The organism is Consotaella aegiceratis, assembly GCF_036541425.1.
Taxonomy (GTDB): Bacteria; Pseudomonadota; Alphaproteobacteria; order Rhizobiales; family Rhizobiaceae; genus Consotaella; species Consotaella aegiceratis.
The window spans coordinates 32,252-47,252 of record NZ_JAZHFT010000003.1 but is presented as its reverse complement, the minus strand read 5'-3'; the positions used below and the strand labels follow the sequence as shown (position 1 = coordinate 47,252).

Sequence of the window (15,001 nt, the reverse complement as noted above, 5' to 3'; positions counted from 1 at the left end):
CGTGACCGGCATCGAGGTGGTCTGCCATCGCGGTGTCAACCATCTGGCGCCCGAAAACACGGCCGCCGCCGCCAAGCTCGCCTACGACATGGGCTGCGACTGGCTGGAACTCGACGTGCGCGAAAGCGCCGACGGCGAGATCATCGTCATCCACGACGCGACGCTCGACCGGACGACCGATGGCCAAGGGCCGGTCGGCGAACGGACGCTCGCGGACCTGAAGGCGCTCGATGCCGGCAGCTGGTTTTCGCCGTTCTATCGGGACGAGCGGCTGCAGACGCTGCGCGAGGCGATCGCCCTCTGCCAGGCCTACGGCCGGCGCATGTACATCGAGAACAAGTCGGTGCCCGCCGCCAAGCTCGTCGCCCTGGTCGAGGAGATGGGCTTCCTCGGCGACTGCTTCTTCTGGTCGGAGAACCGCGGACTGCTCGCCGAGATCAACGCGCTCTGCCCGGCCGCGACCATCAAGTCGAACATCGGCCATCACGCCTCGTTCGAGGCGATGCAGGACGCATTGGCCCCGGCGATCTGCGAGATTCAGCTCGACCGCTGGGAGGTCGAATCCGACCTCTGCCGCAAAGCCGGCATCCGTCCGATGCTGCATTATTTCGGCGATGATCCCGCCATCTTCGACCGGATCGCCGCGCTCCGCCCGGAGATGATCAATCTCAACCGCGCCGACCTGCTGCTCGCCGCCCTGAAGAGGCGGTCGTGAGCGACCCCGGCCCGCCGCCGGCGTCGCGGCAGACGCCGGCGGACACCGCGCGGCCGCATCCTCTTGCCTCGTCCCGAACCGAGATTCCGAACGTCATGCCCCTGCCTTCCATGTCCTCCGACCGCGAGGCCCGATTCGCCCTGGCGCGCCAGCTGATCCGCGACGCCGGCGCCATCGCCCTCGATCACTTCCGCCGCTACCGCACTCTCGACGTCGCCACCAAGACCGGCCCGCAGGACACGGTGAGCGCCGCCGACAGAGAGGTGGAAGAGACCATCCGCGACGCCATCTGCTCCCGGTTCCCCGACGACGGCCTCGTCGGCGAGGAATACGGTCATCAATCCGGAGCCTCCCGTTGGACCTGGATCGTCGATCCGATCGACGGCACCGGCAGCTTCCTGCACGGACTGCGCTCCTGGTCGGTGGTGATCGCCGTGCTGGAGGCCGGTCGCCCGGTCATCGGCCTCGTTCTCGAGCCGTGCACAGACCGGCTCTATTGGGCGGTCGAAGGCGGCGGGGCCTTCTGCGACGACCATCCGATCGCCGTCGACGCCGCCGGCTGCGTCGGCAACGGACTGACCGTGATCAGCGCCGGACGGGCGGCCCAGGCGCGGCAGGTGGGCGGCATCATCGAGCGGCTGCTAGCCGCTGGCGGCGTCTACATGCGCAGCGGCTCGGCGGCGCTCAGCCTCGCCCACGTCGCCGCCGGCCACTATGTCGGCTTCTTCGAACCGCACCTCAGCCCCTGGGACTGCGTCGCTGGCCTGCTGATCGTCAAGGAGGCGGGCGGCGTCGCCGACGACTTCCGCCTCGGCGCCGACTGGACCGAGCGCCGTCCCGTCTTCGCCGCCGCGCCCGGCGCCGAGCGCGACCTGCGCGACATCATCGCCGTCTGACCTTCGAGACATCCCATGCGCCAGCCCAACGTCATCGTCTTCTTCACCGACCAGCAGCGCCACGACACCACCGGACTGCACGGCAACCCGATGGGGCTGACGCCGAACTTCGACCGGCTGGCGCGCGCCGGAACGCATATCTACCACTCCTTCGCCGCCCAGCCGCTGTGCGGGCCGTCGCGCGCCTGCGTGCAGACCGGCCGCTACGCCACCCAGACCGGCGTCTTCCGCAACGAGATCCCGCTGCCGGACGAGCACGCCACACTGGCGGGCACCTTCGCGCGCGCCAGCTACACCACCGGCTATATCGGCAAGTGGCATCTGGCCGAGACCGACCCGGTGCCGCCGCATCAGCGCGGCGGCTATCGGAGCTGGCTCGCCGCGAACCATCTCGAATTCGTCTCCGATGCCTACGACTGCGTGCTCTTCGACGAGAACGGCGCCGAGAAGACGCTTCCCGGCTACCGGGTCGACGCCATCACCGACGCCGCCATCCGCTATTGCGACGCCCATCGCGAGGAGCCGTTCCTGCTGTTCGTCTCCTTCCTCGAACCGCACCACCAGAACCACACCGACGATTATCCGCCGCCGGACGGCTATCGCGAGGCGATGACGGCACAGCAATGGACGCCGCCCGATCTCGCCGCGCTGCAGGGCACCAGCGCCTGGCACCTCGGCGGCTACTACGGCATGGTCAAGCGCCTGGACGAGGCGTTCGGACGGCTGATGGACGCTCTGAAGAGCCTCGGCATGGCCGACGACACCATCGTCATGTTCACCTCCGACCACGCCTGCCACTTCAAGACCCGCAATTCGGAGTACAAGCGCTCCTGCCACGAGAGCGCGGTGCGCGTGCCCACGATGATCACCGGCCCCGGCTTCATGGGCGGCGGCCAGGTCCGCGCGCTGTTCCAGACACCGGACATCGCCCCGACCCTGATCGACGCGGCCGGCCTAAAGGTACCAGCCTCGATGACCGGCCAGTCGATCATGCCCGTCGTCCGCGACGCCCGCGCGCCGTGGCGGCAGGAAGCGTTCTTCCAGATCAGCGAGACGGAGACCGGTCGGGCGCTGCGCACCCACCGTTGGAAGTATGGCGTCACTGCCGAGTACGACGCGGACCAGCCGCGCGCCGACGTCTATCGCGAAGTCTATCTCTACGATCTCGACGCCGATCCCTACGAGATGGTCAACCTCGCCGGCATGCCGGTCTTCCGCGGTGTCGCGGACGATTTGAAGGCGCGGCTGCTCGCCTGGATCGCCGAGATCGAAGAAGGCCATGCGCCGAAGATCCTGCCGGCGCCCGAGCGCTTTTCGCGCCAGTACCGGCTGAAGCCGCGCGACCTGCTCGCCGACTTCGAGCGCGATCCGAGCTTCGGCATGGGTCCGGGCGACTGAACAGGTGCCCTGTCCGCAGCCCTCAGGTGCAGGCTCGCCTCGTTCAGGTCGGCTGTTCCTCGTTCGACGGCGCGGTGTGATTCCGGGGTCGGCTAACGAACTTCGGCATCGTCTCGCGCCAGATCATCGGTGCCTTGAAGAGGGTCGGTCCCGACCGCTCGCCGGTGGCTGGTCCGCCAACCAGCGAAACGATGTGACCGGCGATCTGGGCGATCGGCTGGGCAAAGGTGGTGAGCGCGTAGGAGGGCCATCTGGCCTGTTCGATGTCGTCGAAGCCGATGACGCAGACATCCTCCGGAATAGCCAGGCCGAACTCGTAGCGCGCCGCATCCATGAAACCACAGGCGAGCAGGTCCGTGACGCAGAAGACGGCATCCGGCGGATTGTCCAGCCCGAGCAGGAACCGCCCTCCGGCCCGGCCGCTGGCATGGGCGGTCGGCCCGTCGTGCCAGACGGCGACCTCGAGCCCGGCTGCATGGGCCGCCTCGATGAAGCTGCGCTCGCGGCCGACCAGGCTCGGCGTTCCCGCCCCGGAGGACAGGACGGCGGGCCGCCGCCGCCCGGCCTTGAGAAACGTCTGGAGGGCCTCGCGGGCCGCAGCCTCGTTGTCGATGGCGATATTGATGGGGCCGCCGGCGGCCTCCTGGCGATTGAGGAGGATCAGCCGTTGACCGCTCTCCACACAGGTCCCGATGATCGACTCGTCCGGCGTGCCCGACAGAACGACCGTCGCCTCAGCCCGGTAGTTGAGCGTCTGGCGGACGGCATCCTCGATCTTCTCCAGTCGGCCCGAGGCGTTGATCACCATCGCCACCTTGTCGGCTTCCTGGAGCCGCCAGGTGAGCTCGTCCACGATCTGCGACAGATGCGGTGTCGAGATGTCGGAGACCACGAGACAGACGATGCCGGTCTTCTGGCGGATCAGGCCGCGGGCCAGATGATTGACAGTGTAGCCGAGCCGGTCGGCGGCTTCCATGACGCGCGACCGCGTCTCCTTCGAGACGCTGGCGCCCGGCGTGAAGGTGCGCGACACCGCCGAGCGCGATACGCCGGCCAGTCGGGCGACCTCCTGGGCGCTGACGAATCCCGGTCCAGAGCGATTCTTCGGCATTGGCGCTCCCAGCTCTCACACTCAGCCATCCGCATGGCGGGACGGGCGACGCCCGTGATCGCGCGATGCGATGTTGACAGCCGCCAGCACTTAAGCCAGTCTTGCACACGTGTGCAACGGATTTATGACAGGAAATCGAAGGCGATGGCGTGCTTGGTGGATCACGCCCGACCCGTTGGCCGCCGGGCCTTTTACCATGTCCGGGTCGATCTCCGGAAGGATCCCTGGCACGCAACATCGCGACGGACGCCATGACCATTGAACTCGGGGGACGGCCATGAGCATCTACGCCGTCATCCTTCATCTCACCGGCGCGATCGCGCTGCTGCTGTGGGCCGTGCGCATGGTCCGCACCGGCGTCGAGCGCGCCCACGAGCCGCGTCTGCGCCGCATCCTCGCAGGCAGCCAGCGCAGCAGCGTCAAGGCGGCCGGGATCGGCGCGGTGGTGGCGATCGTGCTGCAGAGCTCGACGGCGGTTGCCCTGTTGGCGGCGGGGTTCGCCGGACGCGGTGTGCTGACGCTCGCCACCGGCCTCGCCATCATGCTCGGCGCCGACTTCGGCTCGGCCGTGGTCGTCCAGATCCTGGCGATCAAGCTCGACTGGCTGGTGCCGATCCTGCTGATCGTCGGCGTCTTCTGCTTCTTCCGCGGGACCCGGCGCGAGACGCGCCAGCTTGGCCGCATCCTCGTGGGCATCGCGCTCATCCTGGTGTCGCTCGGATTGATCGGCGACGCGACGGCGCCGTTGCGCGAGGCCGAGGTTCTGCCCCTGGTCGTCGCCTATCTCCGCCACGACTTCCTCACCGCCTTCCTGCTGGGCACGGCGTTCACCTGGCTCGTCCATTCCAGCATCGCCTCGATCCTGCTCATCGTGTCGTTCGCAGCGCAGGGTCTGGTACCGTTGGAGTTGGGCGTCTCGCTCATGCTGGGCGCCAATCTGGGCGGTGCGCTGATTGCGATCGGCCTGACACGGCAGGGTTCGGCCGCCGCGCGCCGCATCGCCGCCGGCAACGTCCTCTTCCGCGGTGCCGGCGCCGTCGTGACGCTGCCCGCGCTGCAGCTCTTCGGCCCCGAGCTGAGCCTGCTCGATCCGGACTTCTCGCGCCACATCGCCACGGCCCACCTCGCCTTCAACGCGGCGCTCCTGATCGTCTGCCTGCCGTTGATCGGTCCGGTGGCGCGCCTGCTCGAGCGAACGATCCGCGAGACGAGCGGTCCCGAGGAGGAGAACGCCCTCGATCTGTCGCCGAGCTGCCTGGACCAGTCGGTGCTGCCCTCGCCCAACCTCGCGCTCGCCAGCGCGACGCGGGAGCTGCTGCGCATGGCCGAGATCGTCGAGCGCATGCTGAGCCCGATGATGGACATCTACGAGACCGCCGATCCGGTGAAGATCCGCCAGGCCAAGCTGCTGGAGGACGCCGTCAACCAGGCGCAGCGCGAGATCAAGCTCTACCTCGCCCGCATCAAGTATGCCGACGACGAGCAGGCGCTGCGCGGACAGCAACTCTCCAACTTCGCCATCAACCTCGAGCATGTCGGCGACGCCATCACCAAGACGATGCTGAAGCTGGCGAAGAACCGGCACGAACAGGGCCTCGCCTTCTCGGCCGAAGGCTGGGGCGAGCTGACCGACCTGCATCACCGTGTGATGACCAACATGCATCTCGCCTTGAACGTGCTGGTATCGAAAGACCGGGATTCGGCGCGCCAGCTGCTGAACGAAAAGGATGCCATGCGCGCGGCCGAACGGGCGAGCTTCGGCGAGCATATCAACAGGCTGCGCTCGGGCAAGGTCGCCAGCATCGAGACGAGCGATATCCATCTGGAGACCGTCCGGGCCTTGAAGACCATCAACTCGCTGCTTGCGAGCGTGGCCTATCCGATCCTGAGCGAGAGCGGCGAGCTTCTGGACAGCCGCCTGACGGTGCGGGCGCAGAACTGAGACGCAGGCCGGCGGCGCTCTACCGTAAGAGCAGCCAGCGCCATCCCGTTGCGGCCGAACCGGAACGGGGTGGCGCACTCCATGCCGGCCGAGGCGGCCTCGGATAGCGAACCGGGCTCCCGACGTCGGCGGGCGGGATCATTTCGTCAGAATGAGCTTGTTGTTGGCAGTCAGGCGAAGACGATAGAGTTCCGTATCGTGCCGGATCAGGACCTCTCGCCGCGTCGCGAACAGCGCGCTCGCATCGAGACAAAGGGTCTCGCCGTCCTGATGCCGCGGTTGCCGCTTCGATTCCTCAACGCCGCTCGTCACTCCGGGTTCGGTCGTCGTCTTCGTCATCGAATTTCGCTCTTACGGATCGCGAGGCTCGCTCGGATGCGTCCTTAAAACATGATAATGACTATCATGTTTTTCCTAACAACAACTGTTGCTGATTTAACACAGCCTGTCTCTTTCGCGCACTGGCCGTCGACGCCGCGAAGACAGATATTTGACAAAAAAACTCAACTTTCATACCGCTGATCCGCGACGGCGCTTCGACGTCGTCGACAGCCAGCCACCTTTGGCCCTCCGGCCATCGGCAGCCAGCCAACATTCCCATCCGCCAACATTGGAATGATTGGATCGGCTCCATGCGTATCGATCGCGGTCGCGTTTTGCGCCACGCCATCTCGCTTCTTCTCGTCACCGTCGCGGCCGTGCCCGCGTTCGCGCAGCAAGCCACGGACGACAGCGCGTCGGACGACGACGTCGCACTGCCCAAGGTTCTCATCGAAGCCAAGGGCGAGGCCAAGCTGGAAGGCGCCGAGGTCGCGACCGTCGACAAGGCGACCTTGCAGGAGAAGCAGGTCGACAGTCTGGAAGAGCTGTCGCGCAGGGTCGATCCGAGCATCGACTTCAATCCGGACAACGGGAGCGTCAATATCCGCGGCCTCGATTCGTCGCGCGTCCTGACGACGATCGACGGCATCCCCATTCCGTGGCTGAACGAGCCGATCTACGAGGCCTCGGGCGGCAGCAACACCTTCGACTTCGACACGCTGTCGCAGATCGACATTCTCAAGGGCACGGATTCCAGCCGGTATGGCTCTGGGTCGCTCGGCGGCATTCTCGGCCTGCGAACGCTCGACCCCGACGATCTGATCGAAGACGGCCGCCATTGGGGCGGTCTGTCGAAGCTGAGCTACGATTCCAAGGATGACGGCTTCGATGCGTCCCAGGCCGTCGCCGCGCGCTTCGGCGGAACCTCCGCGCTGTTCCAGGGCAGCTATCGCAGGGGCCATGAAACCGACAACAACGGCGATGTCGGCGGGACCGGCGAAACCCGCACCGAACCGAACCCGCTGGACTCCGACCAGTACAATGTCTTGGGCAAGATCTATCAGGACATCGAAGGCGGCCACCGCTTCGGGCTCACTGCCGAGCACTTTACGCGCAAGGAGGACATCGAGACGCTGACCTCCATCGACAGCACCTATTCCGACTTCGACACGATCGAGAAGAAGGAACGCACGCGGCTCTCCCTGTCCTACGACTATGTCCCGGAAACCAGCGGCCCCTGGTTCGACGAATTGCACGCTCTGGCCTACTGGCAGGACCTCGAGGTTCATCACGACGAGAATACCTATCGCGAGACGTCGCCGGTCGGCGAATACGATCGCGACGACGAGATCGAGAAAAAAGGGTTCGGATCGCACGTCGACGGCAGGAAGACCATCGAGATCCTCGGCCAGCAGAACGAGTTCGTCGCCGGCACGGACTTTTATGTCGGCAAGACCGAGCAGTACACGTCGGGCAAGGACAGTTGCGGCGAAGTCTACTATTTCGGCTGTAGCTTCTTCCACGTCAACCAGTCCTACCAGCCCGACATCGACAGCACGACGTTCGGCGTCTTCGTCGATGACACCATCAGGCTCGGCGACAGCGGCTTCACGATAACGCCCGGCGTGCGCTTCGACTGGTACGAGCACGATCCGCAGGACACTCCGAGCTACGACGACAACGACGCGGCCCAGGACCTTGCGAAAAACAGCGACTCGGCCGTTTCGGGCAAGCTGCGCGCCGCCTACCAAGGGCAGAACCTCCGGGTCTACGGGCAGTGGGCTCAAGGTTTCCGCGCGCCCACGACGGACGAATTGTTCACCACCTACGGCTCCTCGGCGACCTATCTTTCCATCGGCAATCCCGAGCTCGAACCCGAAACCAGCAACGGCTTCCAGGCCGGGCTGGATATCGGCGACGATGCTCTCGGCGGCGGCGTCACCGGCTTCCTGAACTACTACCGGAACTTCATCGACACCGAGACGACCACGGCGGAAGCGCTCGGTCTCACCGGCTATCCCTATGGCGTGTTCCAGTACATCAACCGCGCCCATGTCCGGATCCAGGGCGTGGAAGCCAACGCCCATTGGCGCTTTCTTCCCGGCTGGAAGGCTTCCGTGTCTCTGGCTTTGATCGACGGCGAGGATACCGACGAGGACGAGACGCTCGATTCCATCCCGCCGTACCGCGGCATCTTCGACCTGGCCTACGACGCCACCCAGTGGGGCGCCGGCCTCACCTGGACCGTGGCGGGCAAACGGGACGACGTGGACGGCCTGGAAGGGGGCTCGGCGCCCGGCTACGGCGTGCTCGACCTGAGAGCGAACTGGAAGCCGGAACAGATCGACGGTTTCGAGCTGACGGCCGGCGTCTACAATCTGTTCGATCAGACCTACTACAACGCGTTGCACATTCCCTCTTCGGTGTCCCAGCCCGACGAGTTCTATTCGGAGCCCGGTCGGAGCTTCAAGGTCACCGCGACCTACAAGTTCTGAGGGGTCGGATGCGCCGCCAACACCTCATCCGGCCCGAGCGTTGGCGGCGCAGCATGTCTCGGAGCACGCCTGTCGCAGCCCGCACGCGTGCTCCTGTCGGAGCGAAGTGATCGATGAGCAAGGTGGCCGATGGATCCCGTTCGATGCCGCGCGGGCCGATGCATGGCGACAGGCCCTCGCCTCCCGGTCGCCGGTCGATCGAGAGCCTGTTTGCGGCCGAAGGCATCGATCCGCTGACGGGGGCCTTCGCCGGCGAGCATTCTGCGCATCCGATGATGGGCATGCGCATGGTCGCCCCCGGCGATGTTCCCCGCCTCTGGGAAGAGGTCGCCGCCACGCCGCGGACGGGAACCGGCGTCGCCTACGTCCACATTCCCTTCTGCGAGAACCACTGTCTGTTCTGCGGCTTCTACCAGAACCCCTGGCGGCCCGAGTTGGGACCGGCCTATGTCGATGCCGTCCTGGCACAGCTGCGGGCCGGCGCCGACACGCCGGCGCAGAACAGTCACCCGCTGCGCGCCGTCTATCTCGGCGGCGGCACGCCGACCGCCCTGGCCACCGGGGATCTGGTCAGGCTGATCGAGGGTCTGCGCCGATATCTGCCGCTCGCGGCAGACTGCGAGATCACCCTGGAAGGCCGCGTGATGTCCTTCGGCCTGGACAAGGCCCGTGCCGCCTTCGATGCCGGCGTCAATCGTGTCTCGCTCGGCATCCAGACCTTCGAGGAGACGATCCGCCGCCGCCTCGGCCGCAAGACCGGACGCCGCGAGGTGATCGCATTTCTGGACGCTCTGGTCCGAGAGGATCAGGGTGCCGTGGTGATCGATCTCATCTACGGCCTGCCCGGACAGACGTTGGACATCTTCCTCGACGACGTTCGCGCTGCCGTGGCCGCCGGCGTCGACGGTCTGGACTTCTATTCGCTCAAGCTCGTTCCGGGCACACCGCTGCTCACGGCCATGGACAAGGGCAAGCACCAGCCGGCCGACCGCAAGACCCTGGGCCGATATTTCGCCGCCGGCTGGGATCTGGCAGGGGACCTCGGGCTGGAGCCGATTTCCACCACCCACTGGCGCCGCACTTACCGCGAGCGCAACGTCTACAATGCGACGGTCAAGACCGGTGCCGACTGCCTGGCCTTTGGTGCCGGGGCCGGCGCCTCGCTGGCGGGGACCAGCTTTCGCCTCGCCGCCGGTCTCGACGACTACGCCGGACGGGTCCGGGCAGGCGAATGCCTGACGTCGGCCATGGTGCGGCAGTCCTCGCTGGCGCCCGTCCTCGACACGGTCCGCTCCGGCATGGAGCACGGCCGTCTCGACGCGGACGCCGTCGACAAGACCCTGTCGTCCCTGACCGGCGACAGGTTCGAACCCCTGGCCGGCCCGTTGCTGTGCCAATGGGCGGCGGCCGGTCTGATGACGCGGCAACGAAACGTTTGGCTCCTGACGCTTCCGGGACGCTTCTGGCAGGTGGCCATGACCTCGCGCCTGATCGCCTGGATCGAGCAGGAAGCAGCCCCGATCACGAGACCCGGAGACCACCGATCATGACCCTTACCTCGTCCGAGCGCGAAGCAGTGCGCAAGGCGGTCGCGGAGCACCCCGGCGCCGCGCTGGAGGATATCGCCCGTCGACAGGGCTGCACGACCGCCGACGTCCTGACCTGTCTTCCCGAGGGCGAAGCGGTTCTCGTGCCGGGCTCGCTGTTCGCCAGGGTCTGGGAGGCAATCACCGGCTGGGGCGAGATCACCTTCATCGTCAATACCGGAGACGTCATCGTCGAGGTCAAGGCGGACCTGCCGGAGGGATCGGAAGCCAGAGGCTATTTCAACCTGCACGGCAAGCCCCTCGGCGGGCACATCAGGGCCTCGGAATGCGACCGGATCGCCTTCGTCAGCCGCAAGCTCTTTGCCAGCGACACGAAATCGGTCCAGTTCTACGGCAAGGCTGGCGACTGCATGTTCAAGATCTATCTCGGACGGGACGAGAACCGACAGATGCGGCCCGAGCAGATCCGGGCGTTCGAGGAATTGTGCGCCGAACTGGCGACGCTATCCGCTTGATCGGCGATGACCGCCCAGCCCCTGCGAAACAGGATAAAGCCATGCACCGCACGACATCGACCATCCTGCCCCTGATCGCGAGCCTTGCGCTTGCCCTGTCGATCGCCTCGCCGGTTAGGGCCGAGACGATCACCGATGCCGCGGGACGCACGGTCGAGATCGCCGATCGCTCGCGCATCGTCTCGATCGGCAGTCCTGTGACCGAAATCCTCTGGGCGTTGGGATTGCAGTCGAAGATCGTCGGCGTCGACACCACAAGCATCTATCCGCCCGCGGCGGAGGACATGCCGGACGTCGGCTATATGCGCCAGCTCACCGCCGAAGGCGTTCTGTCGCTGAAGCCGACTTTGGTGCTGGCCGTCGATGGATCGGGCCCGCAGGACGTCATCGACGTTCTCGAACAGGCGGCCGTGCCGTTCGTGATCATTCCCAACGAGCCCACCGGCCAGGGCGTGCTCGCCAAGATCCGCGCCGTGGCGGACGCGGCGGGCGAGATCGACAAGGGCGAGGACCTCGCTCGGTCGGTCGAGGCCGATCTCGCGACCGTGGAAGCGGCAGTCTCGAAAATCCAAGACCGGCGCAAGGTGGCCTTCGTCATGTCGATGCAGAGCGGTGCGCCGCTGGTCGCCGGTTCCCACACATCGGCCGAGGGCATGTTCGAGCTGGCGGGAGCCGTCAATGCGTTTTCGGACATCGAGGGCTTCAAGCCGGCTACGCCCGAGGCGGTCGTGACGGCCGCTCCCGAGGCGATCGTCACCATGACCACCGGCCCGCACGAGACCACCAAAGCCGCCCTGGCCGCCTCCGCCTTCGCCACCACTCCGGCGGTCGCGAGCGGCCGTATCAGCAATTTCGACGGCGTTTATCTGCTCGGGTTCGGCCCGCGCGTCGCCAACGCGGCTCGCGACCTCGCCAAGGCGATTTATCCGGATACCGATTGGCCGGACCTGCCACCGCATCCCTGGACGAAGTGACGATGACCCAAACCGGCGCCAGCGAGACCCTGCCGGCGAGGCCCGGCCAATCCCGCATCGTCGGCGACCGGGCCGTCCTGGCCCGGCTGGCGGTGCTGGCCTGTCTGGTGCTGATGCTGACGATCAGCGTCGCGTCGCTGACGGTCGGAGCGGCAGGACTTCCCCTCGGCGAGACCGCGCGGGCCCTGCTCGCCGGCATCAGCGGCCACCGCGCCGATCTCGATCTGCAACTCGCGACCATCGTTCTCGACATCCGCCTGCCGCGCGTTCTGCTGGGTCTGCTCGTCGGCGCCTCGCTCGCTTTGTCGGGCGCGATGATGCAGGGGCTGTTCCGCAATCCGCTCGCCGATCCCGGCCTGGTCGGCGTCTCGTCGGGCGCGGCGCTCGCGGCGGTCATCGCCATCGTCCTGGGCGGGCAGATCGCCCCCTTCCTGCCGGCCGCCGTCGGCCGCTATCTGCTGCCCCTCGCGGCCTTCGTCGGCGGTCTCGGCACCACCGCGTTGCTCTATCGGCTCGCCACCGTCGATGGCCGCACCTCGATCGCCGCCATGCTGCTGGTCGGCATCGCTTTGGCGGCGATCGGCGGCGCGCTCACCGGCATCCTGGTCTTCATCAGCAACGACCAGCAGCTGCGCGAACTGACGTTCTGGACCATGGGCGGGCTGGGCGGCGCCACCTGGCCCAAGATCCTGGCGGCCGCCCCGCTGATGCTGCCCGCCTTCGCCGCCGCGCCGTTCCTGGCGCGCGGGTTGAACGCGATGACGCTCGGCGAGGCGGAGGCCTTCCATCTCGGCGTCGACGTGCAGACGGTGACGCGGATCTCCGTCTTCGTCATCGCCGCCGCGGTGGGCGCCGCGGTCGCCGTTTCCGGCATCATCGGCTTCATCGGCCTGGTCGCGCCGCATCTTCTCAGGATCACGATCGGCCCGGACCATCGCACCCTGCTTCCCGCCTCGGCGCTGTTCGGCGCCACGCTTCTGGTCGCCGCCGACGTCGGCGCGCGCACCCTTGTCGCACCGGCCGAGCTGCCGATCGGCATCCTGACGGCGCTGATCGGGGCGCCCTTCTTCCTGTGGCTCCTGCTGCGGCGCCGCAGCAGCCTGGTCGTCTGAGACGATGCTGGAGGCATCGGCCATCAGCGTCGTCCGGGGAGGCCGGCGGATCCTGTCGGACGTGTCCATGGCGGTCCGTCCCGGCGAGGTTGTGGCGGTGCTGGGCGCCAACGGAGCCGGCAAGTCGACCCTGCTCAAGACACTGAGCGGCGAATTGCAGCCGCAGACCGGCGCGGTTCGTCTCGACGGCGCCCCCCTCGTCGGCTTCTCCGCCGGCCAGTTGGCGCGGCGGCGCGCGGTGCTGGCGCAGGCCAACGACCTGCTCTTCTCCTTCACCTGCCTCGAAGTGGTGCGGTTCGGCGCCGAGGCGGGCGGCGCCCCCGCACACGACCAGACGGCGATCGCCCAATCCGCGCTGGCCGAGGTCGGCATGGCGAGCTTCGCCGGCCGATCCATGCCCAGCCTTTCGGGCGGCGAGGCACAGCGCGTCCACTTCGCGCGAACGTTGGCGCAGATCATCGCCATGCGCTCGCGCGCCGACGACCAGCCCGCATCGTGCTACCTTCTGCTGGACGAGCCGACGTCGAGCCTGGATCTGCGCCATCAGATCGAGACGCTTCAGCTCGCGCGGACCGTTGCCGGGCGCGGCGTCGGGGTCCTGGCGATCCTGCACGACCTCAATCTCGCGGTGATGGCCGCCGACCGCATTCTCGCCCTTCGCGACGGCACCATCATCGCCGATGGCGAAGCCTCCGCCGTCATCGACGACGAGTTGATCTGGCGGCTCTACGGCGTGCGCGTCGGCGTCCGGCAGCTGCCGGCTTCCGACAGCCCGTTCATCCTGCCGCAGTCCGTCCAGCCCATCGCGCCGGACTGAGCCCGTCCGGCTGGATCGAAGCGAAGAAGGGCTTGGATCGAAGGAGAAGGCCGCTACGTGTCGCCTCGAGCGGGCGCCGTCGCACGCCCAAAGACGATGTGAAACGCGAGACCAAGCCGATGAGCGAATGGCGCGCCGACCCCCTTGTCTGGGGCCATGGACCGAAATCCTTCGAGGTGTTCCTGGAACCGACCTGCCCGTTCTCGGTCAAGGCCTTCGGCAAGCTCGACGAGCTCTTGGCCCAGGCCGGTGAAGAGAAGATCGCCATCCGCATCTGGCTGCAATCGCAGCCCTGGCACATGTTTTCCGGCGTTGTGACACGCTGTGTCATCGCCGCCTCGACGCTTCCCGAGGGCAAGCGGGCCGCCAAGGCCGTGCTGGCGGCGGTCGCCGCGCGTCGCGAGGAATTCGAGTTCGAACATCATTGCGGCGGCCCGAACCTCGACGCCACGCCCAACGACATCATCGCCCGCCTCGAATCTCATAGTGGCGTGGCGCTGGCGAGCGCCTTCGCGATTCCCGACCTCGACAAGGAGATCAAGCGCCATTGTCGCTACGCCCGCCAAAACGGCATTCACGTTTCGCCGACCTTCATGATCGACGGCCTGGTGCAGGCCGACATGAGCAGCGGCGACGCCGTGTCGGACTGGATCACCCGCCTGTAGATCAGAGGCCGAAACCGCACCGACGCCTCGTCGATCGGCCGGGAGCCACGCCATGATCGTCGTCGGCCGATATCCTCGCGCTGATCGCCTCCATGCGTCCGGCGTCAGGTTTGGCTCGCGTCCGAAACGGCGCGGCAGGCCGACATTTCTGTTGGAAGGGGGCGCAAATGCTTCGAACTGGCCATCTGAATACTGGCGGCCCGTTTGTTTAGCTGGCATAGGAATGCAGGTCAGCGTAGGCGGTCGTGACATCGACCACGCGCTTGCTTTTGGTCTCGCGATCACCGGACGAATGGTCGCGAGAATCTGGAGATACGCCGCCATGAAGCTATCTGTTTTCCATGAATTGTCGCGTTTTCTCATGTCGAAGCGCTCGCGCATGGTGATGATCCCCTTCGTCATCGTCTTGGTGCTTCTGGCAGGCCTCTTCATCATCGCGGAAAGCGCTGCCTGGGCGCCGTTCGTCTACGCGATCTTCTGACGCAGCGGTCGA

14 protein-coding genes are annotated in these 15,001 nt (G+C 66.8%); 12 read left to right on the top strand and 2 right to left on the bottom strand.

From position 1 onward, the window contains the following. Position 1 precedes the first annotated feature (1 nt). From SMD10_RS25555 to SMD10_RS03315, 3 genes are read left to right on the top strand one after another with little or no spacing between them, the layout of a single operon-like run. Positions 2–715 (top strand): glycerophosphodiester phosphodiesterase, encoded by a 714-nt coding sequence (locus SMD10_RS25555; protein ID WP_432757177.1) that lies wholly within the window; start codon positions 2–4, stop codon positions 713–715. Further along, on the top strand, positions 712–1,611 hold the full coding sequence (locus tag SMD10_RS03320; RefSeq protein WP_331684230.1) for an inositol monophosphatase family protein: 900 nt from the start codon (positions 712–714) through the stop codon (positions 1,609–1,611). Before SMD10_RS25555 ends, SMD10_RS03320 begins: the two co-directional genes overlap by 4 nt. A 15-nt stretch (positions 1,612–1,626) precedes the next feature. Continuing rightward, on the top strand, positions 1,627–3,009 hold the full coding sequence (locus tag SMD10_RS03315; protein ID WP_331684229.1) for a sulfatase family protein: 1,383 nt from the start codon (positions 1,627–1,629) through the stop codon (positions 3,007–3,009). Positions 3,010–3,052: 43 nt separating this feature from the next. Here SMD10_RS03315 and SMD10_RS03310 read toward each other — a convergent pair whose 3' ends face one another. Next, complete coding sequence (locus SMD10_RS03310) at positions 3,053–4,120, bottom strand: LacI family DNA-binding transcriptional regulator (RefSeq protein ID WP_331684228.1); 1,068 nt, start codon at positions 4,118–4,120, stop codon at positions 3,053–3,055. A gap of 277 nt (positions 4,121–4,397) precedes the next feature. Between SMD10_RS03310 and SMD10_RS03305 the strand changes: the two genes are divergently transcribed. Further along, entirely contained in the window at positions 4,398–6,062 is a 1,665-nt protein-coding gene (locus SMD10_RS03305) for a Na/Pi cotransporter family protein (protein ID WP_331684227.1), read from the top strand. A gap of 138 nt (positions 6,063–6,200) precedes the next feature. Here SMD10_RS03305 and hemP read toward each other — a convergent pair whose 3' ends face one another. Further along, on the bottom strand, positions 6,201–6,401 hold the full coding sequence (gene hemP, locus SMD10_RS03300) for a hemin uptake protein HemP (RefSeq protein WP_331684226.1): 201 nt from the start codon (positions 6,399–6,401) through the stop codon (positions 6,201–6,203). A 293-nt stretch (positions 6,402–6,694) separates the two neighbouring features. On the opposite strand from hemP, the gene SMD10_RS03295 reads away from it, so the two are divergent. The 8 genes from SMD10_RS03295 (at position 6,695) to SMD10_RS03260 (ending at position 14,989) form a co-directional block, all read left to right on the top strand. Continuing rightward, positions 6,695–8,878 (top strand): TonB-dependent hemoglobin/transferrin/lactoferrin family receptor, encoded by a 2,184-nt coding sequence (locus SMD10_RS03295; protein WP_331684225.1) that lies wholly within the window; start codon positions 6,695–6,697, stop codon positions 8,876–8,878. Positions 8,879–8,991: 113 nt separating this feature from the next. After that, positions 8,992–10,428 carry a heme anaerobic degradation radical SAM methyltransferase ChuW/HutW gene (gene hutW, locus SMD10_RS03290; protein ID WP_331684224.1) on the top strand — a complete coding sequence of 479 codons (1,437 nt, stop codon included), beginning with the start codon at positions 8,992–8,994 and terminating at the stop codon, positions 10,426–10,428. Then, positions 10,425–10,940, top strand: coding sequence for a heme utilization cystosolic carrier protein HutX (gene hutX / locus SMD10_RS03285; protein WP_331684223.1), 516 nt, complete (start codon positions 10,425–10,427; stop codon positions 10,938–10,940). Before hutW ends, hutX begins: the two co-directional genes overlap by 4 nt. Before the next feature lie 41 nt (positions 10,941–10,981). Continuing rightward, a complete protein-coding gene (locus SMD10_RS03280) occupies positions 10,982–11,914 on the top strand; it encodes a heme/hemin ABC transporter substrate-binding protein (protein WP_331684222.1) in 933 nt (310 codons plus the stop codon). A 2-nt stretch (positions 11,915–11,916) separates the two neighbouring features. Beyond that, positions 11,917–13,026, top strand: a complete 1,110-nt coding sequence (locus SMD10_RS03275) for a FecCD family ABC transporter permease (RefSeq protein WP_331684221.1) — start codon at positions 11,917–11,919, stop codon at positions 13,024–13,026. A gap of 4 nt (positions 13,027–13,030) precedes the next feature. Then, positions 13,031–13,843: a heme ABC transporter ATP-binding protein gene (locus SMD10_RS03270; RefSeq protein WP_331684220.1), complete on the top strand. Its 813-nt coding sequence runs from the start codon at positions 13,031–13,033 to the stop codon at positions 13,841–13,843. A gap of 119 nt (positions 13,844–13,962) precedes the next feature. Beyond that, entirely contained in the window at positions 13,963–14,508 is a 546-nt protein-coding gene (locus tag SMD10_RS03265) for a DsbA family protein (protein ID WP_331684219.1), read from the top strand. A gap of 52 nt (positions 14,509–14,560) precedes the next feature. Further along, entirely contained in the window at positions 14,561–14,989 is a 429-nt protein-coding gene (locus SMD10_RS03260; RefSeq protein ID WP_331684218.1) for a DUF5989 family protein, read from the top strand. Positions 14,990–15,001: the final 12 nt, after the last annotated feature.

What these genes read in the sequence shown, in the direction of transcription:
- SMD10_RS03265 (WP_331684219.1), top strand. Translation starts at nt 13,963, where the DNA reads ATGAGCGAATGGCGCGCCGACCCCCTTGTCTGGGGCCATGGACCGAAA.
- SMD10_RS03295 (WP_331684225.1), top strand. Translation starts at nt 6,695, where the DNA reads ATGCGTATCGATCGCGGTCGCGTTTTGCGCCACGCCATCTCGCTTCTT.
- hemP (WP_331684226.1), bottom strand. Translation starts at nt 6,401, where the DNA reads ATGACGAAGACGACGACCGAACCCGGAGTGACGAGCGGCGTTGAGGAA.
- SMD10_RS03270 (WP_331684220.1), top strand. Translation starts at nt 13,031, where the DNA reads ATGCTGGAGGCATCGGCCATCAGCGTCGTCCGGGGAGGCCGGCGGATC.
- SMD10_RS03280 (WP_331684222.1), top strand. Translation starts at nt 10,982, where the DNA reads ATGCACCGCACGACATCGACCATCCTGCCCCTGATCGCGAGCCTTGCG.
- SMD10_RS03315 (WP_331684229.1), top strand. Translation starts at nt 1,627, where the DNA reads ATGCGCCAGCCCAACGTCATCGTCTTCTTCACCGACCAGCAGCGCCAC.
- SMD10_RS03275 (WP_331684221.1), top strand. Translation starts at nt 11,917, where the DNA reads ATGACCCAAACCGGCGCCAGCGAGACCCTGCCGGCGAGGCCCGGCCAA.
- hutX (WP_331684223.1), top strand. Translation starts at nt 10,425, where the DNA reads ATGACCCTTACCTCGTCCGAGCGCGAAGCAGTGCGCAAGGCGGTCGCG.
- hutW (WP_331684224.1), top strand. Translation starts at nt 8,992, where the DNA reads ATGAGCAAGGTGGCCGATGGATCCCGTTCGATGCCGCGCGGGCCGATG.
- SMD10_RS03260 (WP_331684218.1), top strand. Translation starts at nt 14,561, where the DNA reads ATGATCGTCGTCGGCCGATATCCTCGCGCTGATCGCCTCCATGCGTCC.
- SMD10_RS03305 (WP_331684227.1), top strand. Translation starts at nt 4,398, where the DNA reads ATGAGCATCTACGCCGTCATCCTTCATCTCACCGGCGCGATCGCGCTG.
- SMD10_RS03310 (WP_331684228.1), bottom strand. Translation starts at nt 4,120, where the DNA reads ATGCCGAAGAATCGCTCTGGACCGGGATTCGTCAGCGCCCAGGAGGTC.